Consider the following 20,909-nt stretch of genomic DNA (forward strand, 5'->3'; position numbering starts at 1 on the left):
TAGCTCCTCGCAGGCGGCCATCACGCGGATCGCGATCTCCCCGCGGTTGGCGACCAGGACCTTCTCGAACATCGCTCAGTACGACTTCGGGAACCCGATCTCCTGGCTGATGTGGTTGTACGCCATCTGCTGGGTCACCGGCGCGAGCCGCGTCAGGTTGATCTCGCGCCACCACCGCTCGACGTCGTACTCCGTGGCGTAGCCCCACCCGCCGAAGGCCTGCATCGACTGTTTGACCGTCTCGATGCCGGCCTCGACGGCCGTCGCCTTGGCGACGTTCGACTCGTACCCGCAGGGCTCGCCCTGCTCGTAGAGCCACTCGGCCTTCTGTCGCATCAGCGCCGCGGCCTCGAGTCTCGCGTACGGTTTCGCGATCGGGAACGAGACGCCTTGGTGGGTGCCGATCGGCTCGCCGAAGACCTCCCGGTCGTTGGCGTACTCGATCGCCGTCTTCGCCGCGAGTTTGCCGATCCCGGTCCCGGCGGCGGCGAACCCGATCCGCTCGGGGTTGAGCATGCTGACGAGTGCGTTCCAGCCCTCGTCGCGCTCGCCGAGGAGGTTCTCTTCAGGGACGTGGACGTTCTCCAAGAACACCTCACAGGACTTCGAGTAGTTGATCCCGTGTTTGGAGATCGGCGAGACGTCGATACCGGGCGAGTCCATGTCGACGATGAACAGGCTGATGCCGTCGGTCCCGCGGTCGACGGCGTCCCGCGGTGTCGTCCGGGTTACGATGATCATGTTGTCGGCCCGATCGGAGAAGGTGATCCAGGCCTTCTGGCCGTTGAGGACGTACTCGTCGCCCTCCTTTTCGGCGCTCGTTGCGACGTTGAGCGTGTTCGTCCCGGCCTCGGGTTCGGTGATCCCGATCGAGAAGTTCCGGTCGCCGACCGCGATGTCGGGCAGGTACCGCTCCTGTTGGGCGTCGGTGCCGCAGCGGTTGAGCCCCACCGTCGCCATCCCGGCGGTCAAGACCAGATACCACGTGCCGGCCATCCCGCAGCCCTCGGCGCAAAGCGTCTCCATCGCGAGGCCGAGTTCGCTCATCCCCATGCCCGCGCCCTCGTACTCCTCGGGGACGAGCAGCCCGTGGAACCCGGCGCTGCCGAGTTCGTCCCAAAACTCCGCGCCGAACTCCTCGTTTTCCTCCTTTTCTCGCCAGTACTCTGGGCCGAACTCCGTCGCGATCTCGGTCGCGGTCGACGAGATCATCGAGTGCTCGGCGCTCGTCTCGAATGTCATGGTCGTTCCTCGTGTGTATTCGCTCGTCCATCGCATTAGTAGTTTGCGTCGCCGCCGCCCGCCGCCCGAACCGAACGTTCCGCCGAAATCGGGGGACTGAACCGGTCGTTCGTTATACGCCCGGCAAATGATTTAAATAACTTTGTTCGTATGTAGGTATCGTGCTAGCATGAACAACGATGACAATGCGCTCGACAGCGGCGAGCACAGTCGACGCGGGTTCCTGAGTAAGACGGGCAGCGCGGCCGCTGCGGCGACGACGGTCGCGATCGCCGGATGCTCCGGCGGCGGCGGTGAGGAGGGGATCCAGATCCCGGCGCTGTACGACCTGAGCGGGGCGACCTCCGACGTCGGTCGACCGACCGGGATCGGGTCCCGTGACGCGATAACGTGGATCAACGAGAACGACGTCCTCGATCAGCCGATCGTGCACGACTGGGTCGACTACGCCTACGAGGTCCCGGAGGCCCAACAGCAGTACGACAGCTTCACCTCCGGCGACAACCCGCCGATGATCATCGGGTGGGGAACCGCGGACACGGAGGCGCTGGCGAGCGACGTCGCGGCCGACGAGATCGTGTACATCTCGGCGTCGTACTCCGACGACCTCCTCGCGGAGGAGACGAGCTACAACTTCTTCGCCAACCTGGATTACACGAGCCAGGGTCGGGCCCACCTGCAGTGGATCGCGGACAACGACCCGGGCGCGACGATCGCGTACATCCACAACACGACCCCCTTCGGCGAGACGCCGGTCGAGGGCGGCGAGGCGTACGCCGAGGAACTCGGCCTCGAGGTCGCCGACAGCATCGCCTTAGAACTCGACGCGAACAGCGCCGGCACGCAGGTCCAGCGGGCCGAGAGCAACGACGTCGACTACCTGATCCACCAGAACACCGCCGCCCCGATGCAGGTGCTTTTGAGCTCGCTGCAGGAGCGGGACTCGGACATCACGGTGATGGGGCTCACGTGGACGGTCGACGAGTTCCGCGCGACGGAGGCCCCGGAACTCTTCGAGGGCGTCCGGTACGTCAACTCGAACGTCGCCTTCCAGCAGGCGATGAACTCCGGCGCCGAGGGCGTCCAGATCATCGAGGACTCCTTCGAGCGCGAGGGCCGCGATATGAGCAACCCCGAGGTCGCGAACATCAACTACGTCCGCGGCGTCGTCCACGCGCTGTTGGCCCTCGAAGGGATCCAGCAGGCCCAGGAGATGGACCTCGACCCCAACGTCGGGGCGAACATCCGCGAGGCGCTGATCGAGACGGACGACTTCGACGCCCGGGGGCTCCTGCCGGAGACCTACGACTACCAGGACGGCGACCGCCGGCCGACGATGAACGGACAGACCTACGTGGTCGAGAACGGCGAGATGGTCCCCGACGAACTGATCGAACTCGAGCGCCGGGAGGATTGGCTCCCGTAAGATGAGCGACGCAGAGTCGCGATCGAGCACGGACGACGGCGACACGCCGGTCGTCGAACTCGACAACGCGGAGATCGTCTACGATCGGAACTTCCTGGCCGTCCAGGGCGTTTCGATGCAGGCGAGCCGCGGCGACATCGTCGCCCTGCTCGGCCCGAACGGGGCCGGCAAGTCGACGATCCTCAAGATGATCTCCGGGATCGGCCGCAGCGAGCGCGGCGAGGTCACGCGCGGCGACGTCTACTACGAGGGCGAGAAGGTCACCAACTTCCAGTGCAAGGAGATGGTCAACCGCGGGGTCACCCACATCCTCGAGGGGAGGCGGGTGTTCCCGGATCTCACCGTCGAGGAGAACCTCCGCTGTGGGCTGTACCGACAGGGGCGTCGGATCAGGTACGACAAGTCCGATTACGATCTCGCCTTCGAGTACTTCCCGCAACTCGAGGACCTCCTCGACGTGCAGGCGGGCTACACGAGCGGCGGCGAACAGCAGATGCTCGTCGTTGCGCGCGCGCTCATCCACCGCCCGAACCTCCTGTTGCTCGACGAACCCTCCCTCGGTCTCGCGCCGAAGCTCGTCAAGGACATCTACGAGACGCTCAGGGAGATCAACCGCGAGGAGGACATCACGATGATCATCGCCGATCAGAACGCAAAGCGGACCCTCGAGATCGCCGACTACGGCTACGTCCTCGAGAACGGGCAGATCGAGCTCAACGATCCGGCCGACGTGTTGGTCGACCGCGAGGAGATCAAGGAGTTCTATCTCGGCACCTCCAGCGAGGAGAGCCGGTACTCGGACATCCGCCACTACAAGATACGCAAGCGGTACACGTAGATACGCATGAACACGCCATCCCCATACGCATGAGCACCCAAGACACACCGACGCGACGCGCGGATCTCCGATCCGGACCACACGTCCCCCCCGAGAGGGCCGCCTTAGGCTGTCGGGACGTGACGAAGACGTTCGGCGCGGTCACCGCCTGCGACGACGTGTCGATCGGGATCGACGACGGCGAGTGGGTGTCGATCGTCGGCCCGAACGGCGCCGGCAAGACCACGCTGTTGAACGTCTTAAACGGGTTTTACGACCCCGACACCGGCGGGCGGATCTTCCTCGACGGCGAGGACGTCACCGCCGATCGGGCGTACAAGCGGGCCCGGAAGGGCCTCGGACGGACCTTCCAGGGGCTCGAGTTGTTCGACGACGAGGACGTCCTCGAGAACGTGATGACGACCCAGGCGGTCAGAGAGCGCCCCAACCTCCTCTCGGCGCTGTTGTTCTACCGCGGCGGCCGCCGTCTCGAGGCCGAGAACATGCGCCGCGTCGAGGAGATCATCGACTACCTCGAACTGTGGGAGTACCGCCACGACACCGTTGCGAGCCTGCCGCTCGGAATCCAACGCCGGGTCGATCTCGCGCGCACGCTCGCGCTCGACCCGGACGTCTTGCTGTTGGACGAGGCGATGAGCGGCCTGACGTTCGACGAGAAGTACGACATGGTCCGGTTTCTGGCCGATCTCAACGAGAACGAGGGGCTCACGCTCGTCATGATCGAACACGACCTCGAGGTGGTGACGGACGTCTCCGAGCGGATGGTCGTCCTGAACCAAGGCGGCGTCGTCGCCCGCGGCAACCCCGAGGACGTGACGAACGACCCCGAGGTCCGGAACATCTACACGGGGGTCGACTGAGATGTCGAACACCGACGAGCGCTTCGCGGACGTCGAACTCGACGAGGGACCGACGATCGATCGGCTCGCCGAACCGCCGGAGGGCGACATCGACACCATCGAGGACGTCGCGCTCCCGGAGATCCTCCTCGATCACGTCCAGGAGAGCGGCGACGACATCGCGCTGCGGTGGAAGCACTACGGCGTCTGGGACGAGTTCACCTGGCGGGAGTACTACGACCGGGTCAAGCACTTCGCGATGGGGCTGGAGACGCTCGGGTTCGGGCCGGACGACATCCTCTTTACGATCGGATACAACCGCCCCCACCAGCTGTGGGCGTGGATGGGCGCACAGACGCTCGGCGGCATGGCCGCCCCGAACTACGAGGACATGCTGCCCGAGGCGATCGGCAACCAACTCGAGCTCCTCTCGCCGAAGGTGGCCTACGCGGAGGACCAGGAGATGGTCGACAAGCTCCTGCAGGTCGCCGATCGCTCGCCGTCGCTCGAGACGATCGTCTACCGCGACGAGAAGGGGATGTTCCGGTACGACGACACCGCCGTCCCGGTCGTGAGCTACGACGAGATCGAGGCGCGCGGACGAGAGCGGTTCGACCGCGGCGAGGTGACGAACGCGGACCTCGAAACGCGGATCAGGGATCTCGACCCCCAGAAGCCGGCGATGCTGCCCCCGACGTCCGGGACGACCGGCATGCCCAAGCGCGTCAAACTGTCGCATTTCAACTTCGTCAACCTCGCGAACGCGGCGATCGAGATCGACCCGCTTCCAGAGGAGTCCGACTACTTCTCGTATCTCCCGATGGCGTGGATCGGCGAGCAGATGATCCTCATGGCGGCGGCGTTCCTCGGGGGCTGGACGGCGAACTTCCCCGAACAGCCCGAGACCGAAAGCGAGGACCTCCGGGAGATCGGCCCCGAGATCATCTTCTCCTCGCCGGGGGCCTACGAGGGCTGGGTCGCAGACATCAAGGCCAAGATCGAGAACACGACGCGGCTGAAGCGGTGGGTGTACGACAAGGCGATGTCCATCGGCGAGCGGTACGCCGAGTACTCCACCGGCGACAAACGCGACGAGGAGCCGCCGGCGACGCTGCGGTTCAAACACTGGCTCGCCTACTGGAGCGCCTACCGGCCGATACTCGACAAGATCGGCCTCAAGCGCGCCAAGAACGTCTACACCGGCGGCGGTCCCCTCGGCGAGGACCACTTCAAGTTCTACCACGCCCTCGGCGTCCCGCTGAAGCAGATCTGGGGACAGTCGGAGGTCTGTGGGTTCGTGACGATGCACCGCGACCACGACGTGCAGGTCGAGACCGTCGGCGAGGTCTTCCCGAACGTCAGGGTCGGCATCACGCCGGAGGGCGAGTTGGTCGTCCGCGGCCCGGTCGTCACCTCCGGGTACTACAACCAACCCGAGAAGACCGAGGAGGCCCTCGACGGCGAGTGGCTGCACACCGACGACTTCGGCGCGATCACCGACGACGGCCACATCAAGATCTTCGACCGGATGGACGACGTCATGGAACTGACCGACGGCACCGCCGTCGCGCCGATAAGCGTCGAGACGAAGCTCAAGTTCAACCCCTACATCAAGGAGGCGCTCATCGTCGGCGACGGCCGGGACTCGCTCGCGGCCGTGCTCAACATCCGCTTCGATAACGTCGCCGAGTGGGCCGACCAACGCGACATCCAGTACACCGGGTACAAGGATCTGACACAAAAGGAGCCGGTGTTGGAGCTCATCCGCGGCGTGGTCACCGACACGAACGAGCGCCTCGAGGGGCCGAGCATCGATCGGTTCGTGATCCTCTTCAAGGAGTTCGACGCCGACGACGGCGAGTTGACGAGGACCGGCAAGATCAGACGCGAGGTCGTCACCGATCGGTACCGGACGCTCATCGACGGCATCTACGAGGGCCAAGAGACGGTCGAGATGGAGGTCACGATCACCTACCAGGACGGCAGAGAGTCCCGCGAGAGCGGCGAGATGACGGTCATCGATCTGACCGAACCCGACGCGGGCGCGGTCATCGAAGGTGAGACCCGATGAGCGTCGTCGGAACGCTCTTCGAGGTCACCGTCACCGGGATCGGCCTGGGGGCGATATACGCCCTCGTCGCGATCGGGTTCTCGCTCATCTACAAGGTGACCGGGGTGCTCAACTTCGCGCAGGGGCAGTTGGCGCTTTTGGGCGCGTACCTGGTCGTCGTCCTCTCGACGCCGCTTTTGGTCGCCTTAGAGCTCCCGGCGTCGGCGGCGATCGTGGCGACGCTCGTGTTCGGACTGCTTCTTGGCGTGTTCCTCGAGCGGGTCGTCTTCCGGCATTTCATCGGCGAACCGGTGCTGTCGGTCATCATCGTCACGCTCGCGCTCGGCGGGATCATCACGGGCATGGTCCGGTTTCTGATCGGGCCGCAGTACCGGGCGTACCCCGAGGCGATTCGCCCCGACTGGAGCCTCCCGCTCCCGTTCGGCGTCGATCTCAGCGCCTCGTTCACGCTCGGCGTTGCGCTGTCGCTCGTCGTCGTCGTCGCGCTCATGCTGTTTTTCCGCTACACCGTCATCGGATCGATCCTCCGGGCCGGGTCGAGCGACCAACAGGCCGCGATGGTGCTCGGCGTCTCGATCGAGCGGACGATCCTGCTGTCGTGGGCGCTCTCGATCGCGATCACATCGATCGGCGGGCTGTTGTTCGCCATGTCCGCCGGCGGCGCCGGCTTCACGATCGAGGCCGTCGGCGTGCTCATCTTCGCCGCGGTGGTCTTCGGCGGCCTCGACAGCATTCCCGGAGCGTTCATCGGCTCGATCGTCGTCGGGTTGATCCAACAGCTCGGCGCGTTCTACGCCGAGCCGGTCATCGGCCCCGGCGTCGGGCAGGTGCTCCCGATGGTCTTTTTGCTCGTCGTCATTCTGGTCAAGCCGTACGGACTGTTCGGAACCGAGCGGATAGAGAGGCTCTAACGATGGATCAACACGCACACCAACACCAACACGCACACCCACGCACGCACTCACACGACGACTCACCGACGGACGGACCGACCGGAGCCGCGGCGGCTCTCGGGGGGGTGGTCTGATGCCCTGCGGCGAGTACTTCACCTCCTACGACGACCGGATGGGGCTGATCCGCTGGCGCACCGAGCGCGTCGCGTTTCTCCTCGCGCTGCCGATCCCGTTTTTGATCCCGTTCGTGCTCGGCGGCGGCGCCGTCTCGATGCTCACGCGGATCTTCGTGTTCGTCATCGCCGTGCTCGGGCTGAATGTCATCTTAGGCTACGCCGGCGAGATCGTCCTCGCACAGGGGGCGTTCATGGCGATCGGGGCGTACTCCTCGACGCGCATCGTCGCCGAGTTAGGGGCCGGGCTCATCCCGGGGATGCTCGTCGGCGGGCTGTTGACCGCCACGATCGCCGTGATCTTCGGGCTCCCCTCCTGGAAGGTCAAGGGGTTTTACATCGCCATCTCGACGCTTGCGCTGCAGTTCATCGCGCTTTGGTTCTTCCAGAACAGCGAGTTGGCGTTCATCCACGGCGGCTCCCAGCAGAACGTCCCCCGCGAGGTCGGCCTGATCGGCGACTTCGCGACGGTAAGCACCGCGACCGAGCAGTACTTTCTCATCCTGACGGTCACGGTGATCTTCGTGTTGGCGACGCTGAATCTCAGCCGGACGGGGATCGCGCGCGTCTTCCGGGGGATCCACGAGAACGACCTCTCGTCGGCGGTCCTCGGGATCAACGTGTTCAAAAACAAGCTGCTCGCGTACGCGATCGGCGGGTTCATGATCGGCGTCGCCGGGTCGCTGTACTCGATCTACATCGGGTTCGTCGACCCCGGCTCCTACACCATCGAACTCACCCTCGAGCACTACGTCATGCTGCTGCTCGGCGGGATGGGTCGCGTCTGGGGGGCGATCATCGGCGTCGCCGCCGTGACCATCGCCCAAGACGAGATCAGAACCCTCCTCAGGGAGTACGCGGCCGACGCGACGACGCTCGAGCCGGTCTTTTTCGGCGTGTTGATCATCGTCGTCCTCGCCGTCGAGCCGAAGGGCATCATCGCCGGACTCGGGCAGATCAAAGACTACCTGCGGAAGTGGCCCTACGCCTACTGAGGCGGCCACCCTCCGAGGTCGCCGCTTCGGGTCGCCGATCCCGGCGCGGGTCATAACGTCGATCCCGAGCCGATCCCGATTTCGGTCTCAGTCTCGCCCCCCAGTCGGGGTGTTCGATCGCGAGCGTCCCCGTCGGCCCGGTACATATATTTGCACCGCGCGAGCATACCGTGACATGTACACGATCGCCGCCGGGATCGACACCGACGTCGACCGCGCGAGGCGGATCGCCGAGGAGATCGCCGAACTCCCGATCGACGGACGCGAGGCCGTGCTCGTCCACTCCTTCGGGGAGAACCGCGAGGGCGCCTCCATCGATCAGATCGGCGCCGCCCGCAGGGCCCGAGAGCTCCTTGAATCGCACGATGTCGACGTGACCTTCGAGGAGCGAAGCGGCGACGCGGCCGCCGGCGTCATCGACGTTGCCGAGTCCTACGACGCGGCGTTGATCTGCGTCGCCGGCCGCAAGCGGAGCCCGACCGGCAAGGCGGTCTTCGGCAGCGTCACCCAGGACGTCATCCTCAACACCGAGCGGTCCGTCCTCGTCTGTGGGGACTGAGACGTGACCGCCGTTGAGTCCGACGCCGACGCGCCCTTCGTCCCGGCGATCGACGCGCACGTTCACTGCTTTCCGGAGGGCCTCGCCGACGCGATCCAGCGGACGCTGACCGCCGAGACCGGCTGGGAGTTCCGACACGGAACCGACCGCGAGTCCATAGAGGGGACGCTGGCGGCCGCCGGCGTCCGGCGCTACGTGGCGTTGCCGTACGTCCACGAACCGGGCGGGGCCAGGCGGCTCAACGGCTGGCTCACCGATCAAGCGACGGACTCCGAGTCGCTCGTTCCCTTTGCGACCGTCCACCCCGAGGACGACGACGTCGGCGACATCGTTGAGACGGCCTTCGAGGCGGGCGCTCGGGGCCTGAAGTTTCACTGCCCGGTCCAGGAGTGCGCGCCCGCGGACCCCCGGATCGCCCCGGCCTTGGAGGCCGCCGTCGAGTACGGCCGGCCGATCACCTACCACGGCGGGACGGCCCCGATGTACGAGGACAGCCCCTACGTCGGCGCGGACCGCTTCGCCGAGCTGATCGCCTCCTATCCCGATCTCGTCGTCAACTGCGCGCACATGGGGACCTACGAGGTCGCGGCGTTCGTCGGGATGGCCCGCGAGCACGACACCGTCTACCTGGACACGACGTTCGCGATGTCGACGGAGGCAGAACGGACGATGGGGTTCGACCCGACCTCTATTTCCGACGAGACGCTCGTCGAGCTCTCGGGGTCGATCATGTACGGCAGCGACTTTCCGAACGTCCCGTACCCCTACCGGGCCGAACGCGCCCAACTGCTCGGGCGGGACCTCCCCGAGTCGGTCTACCGGGACGTCTTCTATCGGACCGCCCGCGAGTTCCTGGACCTCCAGGCGTGACAGAACCCGGCGGCCGTCAGTACCGCTCGTCGAAGACGCCCGGCTCCTCGAGGTCCTCGACGAGGATGAGTTCGTCCGGCGAAACCACGAGACGGTCGGCGAGGGCCTCGGCCAGCGCCGCCTCGTCGGCGGTGCCCTCACAGACGATCTCGAGGTGGTCGGTCGAGTCGGGGCGCGTCACCCGAACGGCGTACTCGCCGCTGAGCCCGTCGAAGGCGGCCAACACCGCAGGAATGCTCTCCGGGTAGACCTTCACGCCCTTTATTTTCAGTCGGTCGTCGGTCCGGCCGATGACGCCGTTCGGCAAGACGAGATCCCCGCCCTGTCGTTCGAGTTCGGCGAGGTCGCCGGTCCGAAACCGGACGAGCGGGAACCCCTCCTTGCGCCGGTGGGTGACGACGACTTCGCCGCGCTCGCCGACGGGGAGGGGGTCGCCGCTGTCGGGGTCGACGATCTCGACGATCGCGTACTCGTCGGCGACGTAGAGGCCGTCCTCGGCGGCCGTCTCGGCGGCGATCGGCAGGACGTGTCGCGTGCCGAAATAATCGATCGCCGTCTCACACTCGAGGGCCTCCTTGACTTTCTCGCGGTAGCCCGGGATGGAGGTGAACGGTTCGCCGCCGCCGACGAAGGTCTCGACCGTGGCCCCCTCCTCGGCGATCTTCATCGCGAAACTGGGGTTGCCGACGAGGACGTCGACGTCGAACTCCTCGATGAAGCCCGCCGCCTGCTCGGAGTCGCCCGGGCCGACCGGGAACACCTCCGCGCCCAGCGCCTCGAAGCCGCGCTGGAGGAGGATCCCGGTCCCGAAGAGGTGGTACCCGAACGTGTTGAGCACGCGGTCGCCGGGCTCGATCCCGGCGGCCTCGAAGATGTCGGCGTTGACACTCGCCTCGTACTCCAGGTCGCTCGTCGTGTCGAACATCGGCGCGAGGTCGTCGCCGAGCGGCGAAAACGAGACCATCGCCCCCTCGGTGTACAGCGACCCCTCCGGCCCGTGCGTCTCGAAGTCCGCCTTCAGGTCGCCGGGGGTCGTGAAGGGGAGCGACTGGAACGCCTCCCAGGAGTCCACGTCGGCGGGGTCGACGCCGGCCCTCGAGAACTTCTCCCGGTAGAGGTCGCGTTCGGCCGCCCGCTGTAGCTGTGCCCGCAGGTCATCGAGCACCGTGTCGTCGTACATCGTACCACAGCGTGCTCGCCGCGCACACAAAGTGGTTCGGGACGAACTGATCGGGGCGGGGCCGGCCGCGGGCTCTCAGCGCGCGCGCTCGATCTCCTCGAGGGACGCCGGGTTCTCGATGCTGCTCATGTCGCCGAGGTCCTCGCCGGTGTAGGTCGCCTCGACGGCCCGGCGGATGATCTTCCCCGACTGGGTCTTCGGGAACTCGTCGACGAAGAGCACCTCCCGGGGCCGGAACGGCTTGCCCTGTTCCTTGCCGACCAGCTCGCGGACCTCCTCGCGGAGTCCGTCGGTCTCCTCGACGCCCTCCTCGACGACGAGGTACAGCACAACGGCGGTCCCGGTCGTGTCGTCGGGCACGCCGACCGCCGCCGCCTGGTTGATGTCATCGTGTTCCATGGCGGCGCCCTCGATCTCCGCGGGTCCGACCTTCCGACCGGCGACGTTCAACGCGTCGTCCGCCCGGCCGTGGAGGAACCAAAAGCCGTCGGCGTCCTCCTGGGCCCAATCGCCGTGGTTCCACATCGGCGGGTCCTGAAACGCCGACCAGTACTCGTGGCGGTACCGCTCGTCGCCGCCCCACAGCGACTTCGTCATCGCCGGGTTCGAGTCGCGGGCGACGAGGTATCCGCGGTCGTGGCTTTCGGTGACCGACGCGCCGGTCTCGTCGACGACGTCGATGTCCATCCCCAGTCCGGGGCGGCCGAGCGAGCAGGGTTTCAGCGACTGGGTCGGCAGCGGCGCGAGGAAGCACCCGAAGATCTCCGTGCCGCCGGAGATGTTGATGATCGGGGTGTCGCCGCCGCCGACGTTGTCGTAGAACCACAGCCACGACTCGGGGTCCCACGGCTCGCCGGTCGAACCCAACAGCCGAAGCGAGGAGAGGTCGTGGCCCTCGACCCACTCGTCGCCGTGTTTCCGGAGGGCGCGGATCGCCGTCGGCGAGATGCCGAACTGCGTGACGCCGTGGCGGTCGATAAGCTCCCAGAAGCGATCGGGCTCGGGGTGATCCGGCGCGCCCTCGTACATCACCATCGTGTTTCCGAACGTGTGCGTTCCGATGAGCGTCCAAGGCCCCATCATCCACCCGATGTCGGAGACCCAAAAGAACCGGTCGGCGGGCTTGAGATCGAAGCTGAAGTACAGCTCCTTTGCCGGCTGGATCTGCGCGCCGGCGTGGGTGTGGACGATCCCCTTCGGCTTGCCGGTCGTCCCCGAGGAGTACAACAGCATGCACTCCTGATCGCTCGGGAGGGACTTCGTCTCGTACTCGTCGGATCTCGTTTCGACGGCGTCGGCCCACCACTCGTCGCGGTCGTCGTTCCACGGGACGTCGGCCCCGAGGCGGTCGAAGACGACGGTGTGCTCGACGTGGCCGGCCTCGGCGATCGCCTCGTCGGCGGCCGACTTGAGCGTGACCTCGCTCCCGCGGCGGTAGAAGCCGTCGCCGGTGAAAAGCACCGAGCACTCGGAGTCCTCGATCCGGGTGGCGGTCGCGTCGACGCCGAACCCCGAAAAGATCGGCACGGCGATCGCGCCGGCCTTGAAACAGCCGTACATGATCGGGAGGACCTCAGGCACCATCGGCATGTACAGCCCGACGGTGTCGCCGGTCTCGACGCCGACGGATTCGAGGTAGTTCGCCACCTGGTTCGTCCGCCGCCGCAGCTCGTGGTAGGTGAGTTCGCGGATCTCGCCGTCCTCGCCCTCCCAGAGACAGGCGAGTTTGTTGCGCGTCTCGCTGTCGAGCGCGCCGTGTCGGTCGACGGTGTTGTGCGCGACGTTCAGTTCGCCGCCGGGGTACCACTCGGTGAACTGCGGGCCGTCGGTGTCGTCCCGAACGGCGTCGAAGGGCTCGTAGAACTCGATCCCCAGATAGTCCGGAAGCTCCCCCCAGAACCACTCCAGTCCCGACGCCTCAACGCCCGTGTCCCGCGTCGTCCGCTCGATGAGTTCGTCCCCGTCGGCGATGTCGTACGCCTCCATGAACGCCGTCACGTTGGCGGCCTCGACGAACGCTTCGTCGGGTTCGTGGACGACCTCCTCGCGCAACGCTTCGATGTCTTCTGTCATGGTTTGTAACTGCAATCCGGTTTTTTTCGCGCGTTCTTTACTCTAACGGTGGCGTTTTCGGCCGGCGGGCGGCCGGGTCGGAGGCCGCTCCAAGGAAACGATAACGAGACCGGTACGAATAAGAAACTAACATATTTATTAAATATCTCTGGACGAACACCGAAGCCGATCCGATCGGCGGGGTCGACCCCGCCGAGTAGAACGCGATGTCCGTCCTTGAGGACGCGCGGACCACTCCGTCCAATCGCCTCAAAAGCACAGACTTCAACACGTTCGTGTCCGAGGCCGGCTGAGAACGCTCGGCGTGGCGGCCCCAGTGTCGCCACCCCACAGCGCCGGCCACCCAACTGCGGCGTCACCGGTAACTCGCGGAGCGCGTTCGCCGTTTGTGTACGCGTTCTTTTTATTCAAGCGTGCGTACCGTTTGGGATCCGATCGGGCGATCGCCGGAGCGTCCGAACGCCGAACGGACGCTCTCAGTAGAAGCTCCGTTCGACGCCCCGGAGGGCCTCGATCCGCTCTTCGATCGGGGGGTGCGTCGCGAACAGCCGCTGAAGCGACGACCGGTCCCCGCCGAAGATACACAGCGCGGAGACGTTGTCGTCGAGTTCGGCGTCGGAGCGCTCGTTGGCCCCCGAGATCTTCCGCAGCGCGCTGGCCATCGCGTCGCCGCCGACGTGTGCGGCGGCGTCGGAGTCGGCCACGTACTCGCGGTACCGCGAGATGGCGAGGACGAACACCATCGCGACCGTCTGGACGAGGATGCTTGCGAGATAGCCCAACACGATGTTTCCGAGCCCGCCGTCCCGGGAGAAGGCGATGGCGAAGTACGCCGCCAAACCGAGCATCGACGCGATCGACTGGCCCATCACCATCATCACCACGTCGCGGTTGTCGATGTGGGCGAGCTCGTGGGCGAGGACGCCCTCGAGTTCCTCGTGGTCCAACAGCCGGATGAGCTGCTCGGAGACGACGACGACGCCCGCTCCGCGGCGGCCGACGGCGAAGGCGTTCGGAACGCCCATGTCGGCGACCATCAGCCGCGGCTTCTCGAGGTCCATGTCGTCGGCGATCCGCTCGACGGAGCGGTGGATCTCCGAGTACCCGTCCTCGGGCATGTCCTCGGCGCCCGAACTCCACAGCGCGATCTTCTTGCCGACGACGTACTGGAAGCCGGCGAAGCCGATCGTCCCGAGGAGAACGATCGGCAGACCGACGCCGAAGGCCTCGACGGCGACGATGGCGACGAGCGCGTAGAAGGCGAACAGAACGCTCCCGACGACCGCCATCCGTACCTTGAGTCCGGTGTGTTGCATACGGGCGAAGGTAGGCGATTCGGCGTCAAATGGCTTCCGAGGCGGCCGGTATCACACCTCACGGTCGACGCACAACGCATAAGTCGATCGCCGCGCGAGCCTTCGGTATGCGAACCCACGCGTCCCCCCACCGATCCGCGCCGGCCCGCGATCGCGGCGGCGCGTCGGTTCCCGGACCGAACGGTGCCCGTCCCCGAAGGAGGCTGCGGGCGTAGCGCCCGTCGTCGGCGCGGGCGAACGCCCCGAGGCATCCACGACCCCACAGCCATGACCCACGACACATTCACCGGCGTGTTCCCCGCGATGACCACGCCGTTCGACGACGACGAACGCATCGACCACGACACCCTGCGCGCCCACGCACAGCGGCTCGAAGCGGCCGGCGTCGACGGGCTCGTCCCCGTCGGCACGACCGGCGAGTCGGCGACGATGACCCACGACGAGCACATCGACGTCGTCGAAACGGTCGTCGACGCTGTCGACGACGTGCCCGTCATCGCCGGCTCCGGATCGAACAACACGCGGGAGGCGCTGGATCTCTCCGAGCGGGCCGCGGCGGCCGGCGCCGACGGGCTGTTGTTGATCTCGCCGTACTACAACATCCCCGAACCCGACGGCATGGAGGCGCATTTCCGGGCGGTCGCCGACGCTGTCGACGTCCCGCAGATCGTCTACAACGTCCCCGGTCGGACCGGACGCAACGTCGCCGTCGAGACGGCCGTCTCGCTGGCCGAACACGAGAACATCGTCGGGTACAAGGCCGCGAGCGGCGACCTCAACCGGACGAACGAGGTCATCGAGCGCACGCGAAACGAGAACTTCGCGGTGCTCTCGGGCGACGACGCGCTCACGCTCCCGATCATCGCCCAGGGCGGGTCGGGGTGTATAAGCGTCGCCGCGAACGTCGAACCCGAGCGCACCGTCGGGCTGGTCGGCGCGGCGCTGGCCGGCGATTTCGACCGCGCCCGTGGGTTGCAGTACGAACTCGGGGACCTCTTCAGGACGCTCTTCGTCGAGACCAACCCGATCCCGATCAACGAGGCCATGGAGATGCGGGGGATCCACGCGGCGACGATGCGCTCGCCGCTGAACCGGCTCCAGCCCGAGCACCGCGAGCGCCTCCGAGACGTCCTCGCGGCCCTCGAAGAATGAGACTCGTCGTCATCGGCGCCACGGGCCGGACTGGCGGCGAGATCGTCGCCGAGGCCGGCGGTCGGGGGCACGATGTCGTCGGCGTCGCCACCTCCTCGGACACCGTCGAGGACGTCCGGGTGTACCCGAACACCGAGCTTCCGGAACTGCTCGGGGGCGCCGACGCCGCGATCGATTTCAGCGCCCCGGCGGCGACGAGCGAGTACGCCGAGACGGTCGCCGAGGCGGGCGTTCCCTACGTCGTCGGCACGACCGGCTTCGAGGACTCGGGGCTCGAACGGCTCCGAGAGGCGAGCGAGCGGACGGCGGTGCTGAAGGCCTCGAACTTCGCCCGCGGGGTGCAGGCGCTGTTGGCGGTCGTCGAGGCCGGCGTCGAGGCGCTTCCGGACTACGACGTCGAACTCACCGAAACGCACCACAACGGCAAGCGCGACGCCCCGAGCGGCACCGCGAACACGATCCTCGACGCCGTCGACGAGGCCCGGGGGGACGGAGACGAGAGCCCGCTCGATCGCACGCACGGCCGGGAGGGCGAACACCCCCGCGACGCCTCGGAGGTCGGCGTGCACGTCCGCCGCGCGGGGAACGTCCGCGGCGAGCACGAGCTCCTGCTCGCGGGCAACGACGAGGTGTTGACCCTGACACACCGCGCGGAGTCGAGGCGCGTGTTCGCCGCCGGGGCCGTCGACGCGGCGGAGTGGCTGGCCGGGAAGGAGCCGGGCTGGTACGAGTTCGGCGACGTCCTGTAGGGCGGCGCGGTCAGACGTCGGTGACCTCGTAGGCGAGTCCCGCATCCCGGAGGGCGTCCGTGACCCGGCTCGCGAGGTCCGTCGTCGCCACGACGACGACGTCGAGTCCGCGCCCGGCGGCGTCGGCGGCGACGGCGCCGGCGGCGAAGGTCGTACCGGGGGTGACGCCGGACTCTCTGAGCGTCGCAACGGCCTCGACGCCGGCGGCGGCGACGACGTCTGCGCCCGCCGCCGCGTCCGCGATCGCCTCGGAGGCGACCGGTCGGCCCGACCGGATGGGCGGGATCTGAAACAGCTGTACGTCCCCCGGATCCAACTCGATGATCCCGGCGAAGCCGGTCACGCCGACGACGGAGCCGGCCTCGGCGTCCGTGGTGGCGACGCCGGTCGCGGGCCCGGCGTCGCCCGGCGTCGCGTGCAACAGCCCGTCCCGGATGGAGAGCGAGACGGTCTGTTCGGCCTCGATGTCGTCGGTGGCGAAGGCGGCGTCTTCCTGCATGCTCCCGAGGACGTCCTCGGTGACGTGGTCGGCGAAGCGCCGGACGCCGGAGGCCTGCTGGAACAGCCAGTCGACACCCTGTTTCGTCACGCGGTACCGCGAGCGGGCCTCCTTCTCGACGAACTCCTCGTCGACGAGTTCCCGGATGTACTCCGAGACCGCCTGGCTCGTCACGCCGACGGCGTCGGCGATCTCGCCTTGGTTCACCGCCGGCTGTCGCTCGGCGATCTCGACGAGCACGCGGAACTTCGTTGCGGCCCGCTTGTTGTCGAGGACGTCGATCATACCCGAACTGTGGGTGGATCGCAGATAAACCTCAGCGATCCGGACCGTCGACTGCCGCCCGAGCGCGGCCGGCGCGGCGACCCCGAGTCCGTCAGCGCTTTGTCCGTACCGCCGAAGGCGACGTATGGAGTTTCGGGTCCACGATCGGGCGGTCTATCTCCCCGGGTCGGACGCGCTCGTCTGTGCGGACCTCCACGTCGGCCGCGACGTGACCTCCGACGTCGAGCTCCGTCTCGGCGAGCACGAGGACCTCGTCTCGCGGTTCGAGGCGCTCCTACAGCGCTACGACCCGGCCGAGGCGGTGATCGCCGGCGACCTGCTTCACTCGTTCGACCGGGTGCCGACCGGGGCCACAGGCACGGTGCGGGCCCTCGAGGGGCTCGCCGACGACGCCGGATGTCGACTCACCGCGACGCCAGGCAACCACGACACGATGCTCGAGGAGCTGTGGGACGGCCCGATCGTCCAGGAGTACCGCCTCGGCGAGTCGGTCGTGATCACGCACGGCCACGTTCCGCCCTCGAAACGCGCCGAGTGGTACGTCGTCGGACACGACCACCCGACGATCGAGATCGAGGGCGTCAGGCGGCCGTGTTACCTCTACGATCGGGCCCAGCTCGAGGGCGCGGGCGTGCTGATGCTGCCCTCGTTCAGCCGGGTCCCCCCCGGCGTCCGGGTGAACCACATGACGGCGTCGTCGTTTCAGTCCCCGCTTGTCACCGACGCGGGGCGGCTTCGGCCGATCGTCTTCGACGGCGACAGCGGCGACACGCACGCGTTCCCGCCCCTCGAGGAGTTCCGAAGCCACCTCTGAGTCCGCTACCGCAGCAGGGAGATCATCTCACAGGACAACACGGTCTCGTCGCGCTGGTTTCGGACCGACATGGCGTATCTGACCGTCCCGTTCCCGGGGCCGTCGGGTTTCTCGGTCGTCTCGGTGACCTCCATCTCGACGCGGATCGTGTCGCCGACGTACGCCGGCTTCCGAAAGCGGAGCTCGTCGATCCCGTAGAAGGCGACGACGGCCTCCCGCTCCTCGACGGAGCGGTTCTGCCAGACGAGCCCCGTCGCCGCGCTCAACACGAACATCCCGTGGGCGATCGGCTCGCCGAACATCGAGTCGGCCATCCGCTCTTCGTCCGTGTGGATGTGGTTGAAATCGCCGGAGACGCCAGCGAAGTTCATCACGTCGGCGTCGGTGATCGTTCGGCCCTGCGTGACGTAGGCGTCGCCCTCGTCGATCCGATGGAAGACGCCGGGGGCGTCCCCGCTTTGGGGGTCGGTCTCGTCTCCGTCCTCGGTGTCGGTGCGGTCGTCCGCGTTCGTGGTGTCGTCTGTCATTCTCTGAACAGCCTGTAGCTCGTGCCGCCGGTCGCGACGGTCTTTCGTTCGCCCTCGTGGACGGTCGTTACCTCACAGTCCGTATAGCCCATCGTTCCGCCTGCCCGGACGACCGTCGCCTCGACCCGCAGGTCGTTTCGCGCCGGGCGGACGTACCGGACGTCGAGGTCCGTCGTCGTCAGCCCGACGGTCTCGGGGTCCTCGAAGGTCGATCGGAGCGCGAACGCCGAGGCCGTGTCGATGACGGTCGCCGTGACGCCGCCGTGGACGGACCCCGAACCGATGTTCGCGAACTTCTCGTCGAAGGGGACCTCGAAGACGGCCCGGCCGGGCTCGACGCTGACGAGCCCGAGATCGAGCCACTCGAAGAGCCCGTGCTCGTCGAGTTCGCGCTCGAAGACGCCGGGCTCGATCGGCTCGGGCTTTTCCGGATCGCCCGTCATCTGCCCTCGAACTCGGGGTCGCGGTCCTCGGCAAACGCCGCCGTGCCCTCCTCCATGTCCTCCGTCGACAACAGCAGCCCGAACGCCTGGGCCTCCATCTCGAGGCCGGCGGAGATGTCCTGATCGCGCCCCTCGTTCATGACCCGCTTTGCCTTCCGCAGCGCGATCGGCGGCCCCTCGAGTAGGTCCGAGAGGAACGCCTGGACCGTTTTTTCGAGATCCGCCTCGGGGACCGCCCGGTTCAGCAGCCCCCACTCGGCCGCGGTCTCGGCGTCGATCCGCTCGCCGCGGAAGACGAGTTCCTTCGCCCGCGCCTCCGGGAGCATCCTGATCGCTCGCTGGGTGCCCCCGCCGCCCGGGAGCAGCCCGAGGTTGATCTCGGGGAAGCCGAACGTCGATCCCTCCGTTGCGATCCGGAGATCACAGGCGAGAGCGAGTTCGAGGCCGCCGCCGAGACAGAAGCCGTCGATCTTCGCGAGCGTCGGGCGCGGGTAGTCGTTGACCGCCTGAAACAGCTCCGTGACCTCCGCGTCGTGCGGCGAACGCCCGGCGAACCCGGAGATGTCGGCGCCGGCACAGAAGGCACGATCGCCCGCGCCCTCGAAGAGGACCGCCCGCACCTCGTCGTCGTCGGCCGTCCGGAGGGCGTGGACGATCTCGTCCATCAGCTCTTGATTGAGCGCGTTCAGCCGCTCGGGTCGGTCGAGTTCGACGCACAACAGCCCGTCGTCGCTGCGCTCGACGTCGATCGTGTGGTACTCCCGGCTCTCGCCGCCGTACTCGTAGAAGCCGCGGCCGGCCGCCTCGCCGGTCGCGCCGGCCGCGACGCGCTCCCGGAGGTACGCGGCGGGCTCGTAGCGGTCCTCGCCGGTCGCCTCCCGGAGCGTCTCGAGTTTCTCGAGGACCGCGTCCAGCCCGATCCTGTCGGCCCGGCGACACGGGCCCTCTGGAAAGCCCGCACCGAGTCGGAGTCCGGTGTCGATCGCCTCGGCGCTCGCCACGTCGTCGCCGATCAGCTTCGCCGCCTCGTTGATTATCCGGGCCTCGATCCGGAGGTGATCGAACGACTCGGAGGCGTCCTCGGGGAGGTAATCGACGCCGTCGCCGTCCTCGTAGTCGTAGTACCCGACGCCACTCTTGCGCCCGAGGTCGCCGGCGTCGACCTTCGTTTCGACGATCGGCGGCACCGGTCGGCCCGCCTCCGTGCGGACGCGGTACCCGATGTCGATCCCCGTGAGATCGGAGAGTTCGAACGGCCCCATCGGGTACCCCCGCTCGTGGACCATCGTCGCGTCGGCCTCGCGGATCCCGACCGCGCCCTCGCTGACCATCCAGGCGGCCTCGTCGCCGAACGGCCCGAGCACGCTGTTGACGACGAACCCCCGGATGTCCTTGCGGACGTATATCGGGGTCTTGTCGATCGATTCGACGAACTCGGAGGCGGTTTCGGCCGTCCGGTCGCTCGTCTCGTCGCCGTAGATGACCTCGACGAGGTCCATCTTCACCGGCGGGTTGAAAAAGTGCATCCCGACGACCCGTTCGGGACGCTCGGTCGCCGTTGCGATCTCGGTGATCGGGAGCGAGGACGTGTTCGAGGCCAACACGGCGTCGTCGTCGGCGTAGGCCTCTATCTCCGAGAAGATCTCGCGTTTGACGTCCAGTTCCTCCGGGGCGGCCTCGATGACGAGATCGGCCCCCGCGGCGGCGGTCTCGAGGTCCGTCGTCGTCTCGATGCGCCCGAGGACGTCCGCCGGCGACTCGTCGAGGTGGCCCTTCTCCTCGAGTTTCTCCAGGGACCACTCGATGTCCGCGTACCCGCTCTCGATGAACTCGTCTTCGATGTCCCGCATCCGCACGTCGTAGCCGGCCATCGCGATGACCTCCGTGATCCCGTGACCCATGTTCCCCGCGCCGAGCACCGTCACCTGGTCGATGTCATCGATGGTCATACGTCACGTTCTGTCG

20 protein-coding genes are annotated in these 20,909 nt (G+C 67.2%); 11 read left to right on the forward strand and 9 right to left on the reverse strand.

The window, feature by feature from the left end; translation table 11 throughout:
• Together Q0916_RS12180 and Q0916_RS01885 are read right to left on the reverse strand one after the other, a co-directional pair.
• On the reverse strand, positions 1-72 hold a 72-nt coding region (locus tag Q0916_RS12180), incomplete at its 3' end, for a biotin carboxylase N-terminal domain-containing protein (RefSeq protein WP_299233655.1).
• 3 nt (positions 73-75) lie between these two features.
• The gene (locus tag Q0916_RS01885) at positions 76-1,242 is read right to left on the reverse strand and encodes an acyl-CoA dehydrogenase family protein (RefSeq protein ID WP_299233581.1); all 1,167 of its coding nucleotides are present in this window, start codon (positions 1,240-1,242) and stop codon (positions 76-78) included.
• A gap of 169 nt (positions 1,243-1,411) precedes the next feature.
• Between Q0916_RS01885 and Q0916_RS01890 the strand changes: the two genes are divergently transcribed.
• The 8 genes from Q0916_RS01890 (at position 1,412) to Q0916_RS01925 (ending at position 9,906) form a co-directional block, all read left to right on the forward strand.
• The gene (locus Q0916_RS01890; RefSeq protein ID WP_299233583.1) at positions 1,412-2,668 is read left to right on the forward strand and encodes an ABC transporter substrate-binding protein; all 1,257 of its coding nucleotides are present in this window, start codon (positions 1,412-1,414) and stop codon (positions 2,666-2,668) included.
• A gap of 1 nt (position 2,669) precedes the next feature.
• A complete protein-coding gene (locus Q0916_RS01895) occupies positions 2,670-3,506 on the forward strand; it encodes an ABC transporter ATP-binding protein (RefSeq protein WP_299233585.1) in 837 nt (278 codons plus the stop codon).
• Between the two features lie 29 nt (positions 3,507-3,535).
• On the forward strand, positions 3,536-4,366 hold the full coding sequence (locus Q0916_RS01900; RefSeq protein WP_299233588.1) for an ABC transporter ATP-binding protein: 831 nt from the start codon (positions 3,536-3,538) through the stop codon (positions 4,364-4,366).
• 1 nt (position 4,367) lies between these two features.
• Entirely contained in the window at positions 4,368-6,416 is a 2,049-nt protein-coding gene (locus Q0916_RS01905) for an AMP-binding protein (protein WP_299233591.1), read from the forward strand.
• The gene (locus Q0916_RS01910; RefSeq protein WP_299233594.1) at positions 6,413-7,327 is read left to right on the forward strand and encodes a branched-chain amino acid ABC transporter permease; all 915 of its coding nucleotides are present in this window, start codon (positions 6,413-6,415) and stop codon (positions 7,325-7,327) included. Before Q0916_RS01905 ends, Q0916_RS01910 begins: the two co-directional genes overlap by 4 nt.
• Positions 7,328-7,442: 115 nt before the next feature.
• Positions 7,443-8,477 carry a branched-chain amino acid ABC transporter permease gene (locus tag Q0916_RS01915; RefSeq protein ID WP_299233597.1) on the forward strand — a complete coding sequence of 345 codons (1,035 nt, stop codon included), beginning with the start codon at positions 7,443-7,445 and terminating at the stop codon, positions 8,475-8,477.
• Positions 8,478-8,652: 175 nt separating this feature from the next.
• The gene (locus Q0916_RS01920) at positions 8,653-9,036 is read left to right on the forward strand and encodes a universal stress protein (protein ID WP_299233600.1); all 384 of its coding nucleotides are present in this window, start codon (positions 8,653-8,655) and stop codon (positions 9,034-9,036) included.
• Positions 9,037-9,039: 3 nt separating this feature from the next.
• Entirely contained in the window at positions 9,040-9,906 is an 867-nt protein-coding gene (locus Q0916_RS01925; protein WP_299233603.1) for an amidohydrolase family protein, read from the forward strand.
• Between the two features lie 16 nt (positions 9,907-9,922).
• On the opposite strand, the gene Q0916_RS01930 is transcribed toward Q0916_RS01925, so the two are convergent.
• From Q0916_RS01930 to Q0916_RS01940, 3 genes are all read right to left on the reverse strand, one after another.
• A complete protein-coding gene (locus tag Q0916_RS01930; RefSeq protein WP_299233605.1) occupies positions 9,923-11,086 on the reverse strand; it encodes a phenylacetate--CoA ligase family protein in 1,164 nt (387 codons plus the stop codon).
• A 75-nt stretch (positions 11,087-11,161) separates the two neighbouring features.
• Positions 11,162-13,159: an AMP-binding protein gene (locus tag Q0916_RS01935; protein WP_299233608.1), complete on the reverse strand. Its 1,998-nt coding sequence runs from the start codon at positions 13,157-13,159 to the stop codon at positions 11,162-11,164.
• A gap of 476 nt (positions 13,160-13,635) precedes the next feature.
• Positions 13,636-14,475, reverse strand: coding sequence for a M48 family metalloprotease (locus Q0916_RS01940; RefSeq protein WP_299233611.1), 840 nt, complete (start codon positions 14,473-14,475; stop codon positions 13,636-13,638).
• Between the two features lie 267 nt (positions 14,476-14,742).
• On the opposite strand from Q0916_RS01940, the gene dapA reads away from it, so the two are divergent.
• Complete coding sequence (dapA, locus tag Q0916_RS01945; RefSeq protein ID WP_299233614.1) at positions 14,743-15,627, forward strand: 4-hydroxy-tetrahydrodipicolinate synthase; 885 nt, start codon at positions 14,743-14,745, stop codon at positions 15,625-15,627.
• Complete coding sequence (dapB, locus tag Q0916_RS01950) at positions 15,624-16,376, forward strand: 4-hydroxy-tetrahydrodipicolinate reductase (protein ID WP_299233617.1); 753 nt, start codon at positions 15,624-15,626, stop codon at positions 16,374-16,376. Before dapA ends, dapB begins: the two co-directional genes overlap by 4 nt.
• A gap of 10 nt (positions 16,377-16,386) precedes the next feature.
• On the opposite strand, the gene Q0916_RS01955 is transcribed toward dapB, so the two are convergent.
• Positions 16,387-17,160 (reverse strand): MarR family transcriptional regulator, encoded by a 774-nt coding sequence (locus Q0916_RS01955; protein WP_299233620.1) that lies wholly within the window; start codon positions 17,158-17,160, stop codon positions 16,387-16,389.
• A 124-nt stretch (positions 17,161-17,284) separates the two neighbouring features.
• Here Q0916_RS01955 and Q0916_RS01960 point away from each other — a divergent pair, with 124 nt between their 5' ends.
• The gene (locus tag Q0916_RS01960) at positions 17,285-17,974 is read left to right on the forward strand and encodes a metallophosphoesterase (protein ID WP_299233623.1); all 690 of its coding nucleotides are present in this window, start codon (positions 17,285-17,287) and stop codon (positions 17,972-17,974) included.
• A gap of 5 nt (positions 17,975-17,979) precedes the next feature.
• Here Q0916_RS01960 and Q0916_RS01965 read toward each other — a convergent pair whose 3' ends face one another.
• From Q0916_RS01965 to Q0916_RS01975, 3 genes are read right to left on the reverse strand one after another with little or no spacing between them, the layout of a single operon-like run.
• Positions 17,980-18,501, reverse strand: a complete 522-nt coding sequence (locus tag Q0916_RS01965; RefSeq protein ID WP_299233626.1) for a MaoC/PaaZ C-terminal domain-containing protein — start codon at positions 18,499-18,501, stop codon at positions 17,980-17,982.
• Positions 18,498-18,944 carry a PaaI family thioesterase gene (locus tag Q0916_RS01970; RefSeq protein WP_299233630.1) on the reverse strand — a complete coding sequence of 149 codons (447 nt, stop codon included), beginning with the start codon at positions 18,942-18,944 and terminating at the stop codon, positions 18,498-18,500. Before Q0916_RS01970 ends, Q0916_RS01965 begins: the two co-directional genes overlap by 4 nt.
• The gene (locus tag Q0916_RS01975; protein ID WP_299233633.1) at positions 18,941-20,893 is read right to left on the reverse strand and encodes a 3-hydroxyacyl-CoA dehydrogenase/enoyl-CoA hydratase family protein; all 1,953 of its coding nucleotides are present in this window, start codon (positions 20,891-20,893) and stop codon (positions 18,941-18,943) included. The genes Q0916_RS01970 and Q0916_RS01975 overlap by 4 nt, the downstream gene beginning before the upstream one ends.
• Positions 20,894-20,909: the final 16 nt, after the last annotated feature.

It is taken from the genome of Natronomonas sp. (assembly GCF_028274965.1).
In the GTDB taxonomy this organism is placed as follows: Archaea; Halobacteriota; Halobacteria; order Halobacteriales; family Haloarculaceae; genus Natronomonas.